This is a genomic window from Frankia gtarii (genome assembly GCF_025403375.1).
GTDB classification, from domain to species: domain Bacteria; phylum Actinomycetota; class Actinomycetes; order Frankiales; family Frankiaceae; genus Frankia; species Frankia gtarii.
Map to the genome: position 1 here is coordinate 1 of NZ_JAMPTM010000451.1, position 2,993 is coordinate 2,993.

Below are 2,993 nucleotides of genomic sequence, written 5' to 3' on the forward strand. Positions count from 1 at the left end.
GAATGATGGCACCACCGCCCTACGCAACCTCGTTCTGCTCTGCGGCGCCCACCACCGCCAAGTCCACCACGATGGCTGGACCATCATCTTCACCGGCGACGGACACCCCGCCTACATCCCACCCTGGCGCATCGACCCCCACCAGACACCCCGTCGCAACCCCTACACCCACCCACCCGACCTCCTCGCCACCACATGACCAGCAGGGGCGACCGGTGCGCCCACCCGGCCGGCGACACTCCGCCGACGGCGCATGACCGAACAACCGGGAACGCGCTCCGGCAGCGCCGCGTACCGGTATGGCCGGATCCGCATCCACGCGGCCCTCGCGCGGAACCACGGCCGGCCAGAACGATGGTGGAGGCAAGATGACCTACCACGGTAGCGGCGGCGCTGGCTTGCCCTTCGACGGCTCGCCCTCGTGCCGGCACGCGGCATCGGTGCTCTCACCCGACTGAGCAGGAGCTCCGATCGGCGCCCAACCACGGTCGACGATCCGGTCGGCCTTGGTCAGCAGCCGCAGGCAGTGGCCGCCGCCCACGTCGTCCTTGCCGTCGTCACCCTCGCAGAGCACCACGCCGCCGTGTGGGCCGACGGTCAGCCCGTCGGCCGCGGGCGTTCGCCGGAACCTCGAAGACATAGCCCTGCGGCGGTTCGTAGCCGGCGGCCGTCCCGTCCGTTGTCTCCTCGCAAGTCTCCTCACACGACAGCCAGGTCCTCGCACGACAGCCAGGTTCCCCACAGCGTCGGTGAGCCGTTGCAGTTCTCCAGCGTCCCGTTGAGCACAGGTCGGCTCTCCCGCAGCGGGCCCGCCGCCAGGTCGTAGCGCGACCGGGCCACCCCCGCGGGCGCGGCCCGGTCGTAGGCCTCCCGTGGGCCGAGTCCTCGGCGTTCGACCCCAGGCAGGTCGGGGTCGATCTCGTGGTTGCGCAGCAGCACCACCGTCCCGCAGCCGCCGGCGAACAGCGCCTGACCGTCATGGGCGATCGGGATTGGGCAGCCCGTCGGACATCGGGGTGCCCGCCCGGCCGAACGAGGTGTAGCGGAATCCGGGCGGCAGGGCGAGCTCAGGCCCGACGGGGCGCAGCGATCCGAAACCAGCCGCCGCCGCCAGGTTGCCCGCCGACGCCGAGGTACCCGGTCGACGCCGAAGCACCCGGCGACGCCGCGGACGGGGCCGGCCCGGCTCCGCGGATACGTCGGGCCGGCTCGATTCGAGCGGATGACCCCGGCGAACGGCTTCGACGCGCTGGCTTCCACCGCCGGCGACGACTACGGCAAGGTCCGGCGGGTAAAACCGTCGAGGAGCGCGGCGAGGCCTGCCGGGTCGGTGAGCATCGGCAGGTGGCCGCCGGGGATCTCGACCGGATCGGTGCCGAGCGCGCCGCGGACCCGGACCCGCTCTGTCTCGACGGCGAACAGCTCGTCGTCGGCGGCACAGACGACGACCGTGGGCAGCCCTGCCCGCTCGTCCCTGCCGAGGGGGTATCGGCCGGCAGCGGGGGCCATCGGCCGCAACCGGGCCGCGAGCGCGCGGGCACGCGACGGCTCCAGCCCCCGGTAGAGCGTCGCGACCGCCACCTGCGGATCCCAGGAGCTGGTGCCGTCGGGCCCGATCGGCGGCCAGGGAAAGCCCTGGCGCAGCAGGTGTGGGCCGAGCGTCGGTCGGCACAATCCCCCGCCGTCGTCAACCCGGCTCCCCTGCCATCCGCCGTCGAGGGCAACCAGGGCGACCCGGCGGCCGATCTCACCCGCGTCCTCGCGCAGGTCCTCGCCCGCCACCACCGGACGTCGGGTGGACCGTCCTGACCTGTCGTCGCCCGTCGACATCGTCGGTGGCGCCGGCGCGTGGCAGGTGTGTCGCGCGCCGGGAATCCTCAGAACCACGTAGCAACCACCGCGCCAGGAGTTGTTGTCCATCCGTTTCGAATACACCCTCGGGCACGACTGTGCCAACCGGCCGGGAGGCTCCCGCCGGGCCGTGTTGACTCGCGATTTTCGCCCAACAGATGCACGACCATTGCTCCGTGTTGGTCCCATGGACATACATCGACACAATCTGCTGTCAGCGGGAAAGGTGCCGCGTTGATCTGCGCACGCCGGAGCATGGGTGCGGCCCGCTAGTTTGTGGGTCTGCGGCGTACCTCTCGGCCGGCCCGGCACGGCGGCGGGTCATTCCGGTCAGGACCCCGAATGGTTTCGCACTCCATGCATTGGGACGAATGATGACCACGGGGCCCTGGAGCGCCAGGAAACCATCTACCGGTGCGGCGGCGCCTCTACCCATCAACGACCAGGCCCCAGCGGTTCGACACCTCACCGGCTCCACTCCACCAGCTCAGCACAATCACCGGTCGCCCACTCCACCAGCTCGCTCACTCCACCAGCTCGGCAGCCGCACCAGCTTCGCCGGGCCACCGGCTCGGCGGGCTGACGGCTCGGCGGGCTGACGGCTCGGCGGGCTGACGACCAGCGAAGCCGGCAGGTTACACAGAGCCGCAAGTCGGTTCAGATATGAGCAAGCCGGACGAAACAGTCAGACTGTCGCACACCCGACAGACAACGCGGAGCGGGCGGCGGGAGGGGCATTCGGGGCCCCCTGTGGTCACTTCAGGCTACGCGAACCTGTCGACTGGACTAGCAGAGGAGTCCCGACGGGCTCTGGTCCCCACCGGCGATTCGCGCCGCGTATGGTGTCGTCCCTCGGTGGGCGCTGACGCTTCCACCCGCCGAGGGACGGTGGCCGGCCGCTCAGCTACCCCCGGTGTGGCGGCAGGGCACGATCCGATACCCGGCGATGCCGGCCAGCGTGCGGGCGTGTTCCTCCGCGAGCTGCACAGAGGACCAGCCGACGAGCGTCTCGACCGGGCTGCCGTCCTCATCGAGCACCGTGATCGCGAAATCCAGCGCCCGCGGCACCTGCGGCGGGATCCAGTTCCGGCCCGGCCGGCGGACCGGCAGGCCCCGCGGGGGTACCCGAATCGGGGTGGGGC

The 2,993-nt window shown here is 71.5% G+C and carries 5 protein-coding genes and 1 pseudogene; 1 reads left to right on the forward strand and 5 read right to left on the reverse strand.

Translation table 11 applies throughout. The features are described from left to right. Positions 1-199, forward strand: a pseudogene (locus NBZ83_RS31230) (HNH nuclease); the annotation flags it as partial. Positions 200-373: 174 nt separating this feature from the next. On the opposite strand, the gene NBZ83_RS31235 reads toward NBZ83_RS31230, so the two are convergent. The 5 genes from NBZ83_RS31235 to NBZ83_RS31255 form a co-directional block, all read right to left on the reverse strand. After that, positions 374-640 carry a hypothetical protein gene (locus NBZ83_RS31235; protein WP_261571270.1) on the reverse strand — a complete coding sequence of 89 codons (267 nt, stop codon included), beginning with the start codon at positions 638-640 and terminating at the stop codon, positions 374-376. 59 nt (positions 641-699) lie between these two features. Beyond that, positions 700-942 carry an alkaline phosphatase PhoX gene (locus NBZ83_RS31240; protein ID WP_261576420.1) on the reverse strand — a complete coding sequence of 81 codons (243 nt, stop codon included), beginning with the start codon at positions 940-942 and terminating at the stop codon, positions 700-702. Positions 943-976: 34 nt separating this feature from the next. Further along, the gene (locus tag NBZ83_RS31245; protein ID WP_261576421.1) at positions 977-1,156 is read right to left on the reverse strand and encodes a PhoX family protein; all 180 of its coding nucleotides are present in this window, start codon (positions 1,154-1,156) and stop codon (positions 977-979) included. 116 nt (positions 1,157-1,272) lie between these two features. After that, positions 1,273-1,782 (reverse strand): alpha/beta fold hydrolase, encoded by a 510-nt coding sequence (locus NBZ83_RS31250; protein WP_261571273.1) that lies wholly within the window; start codon positions 1,780-1,782, stop codon positions 1,273-1,275. Between the two features lie 969 nt (positions 1,783-2,751). Then, a partial coding sequence (locus NBZ83_RS31255; protein ID WP_261559268.1) for a hypothetical protein occupies positions 2,752-2,993 on the reverse strand: 242 nt, incomplete at its 5' end.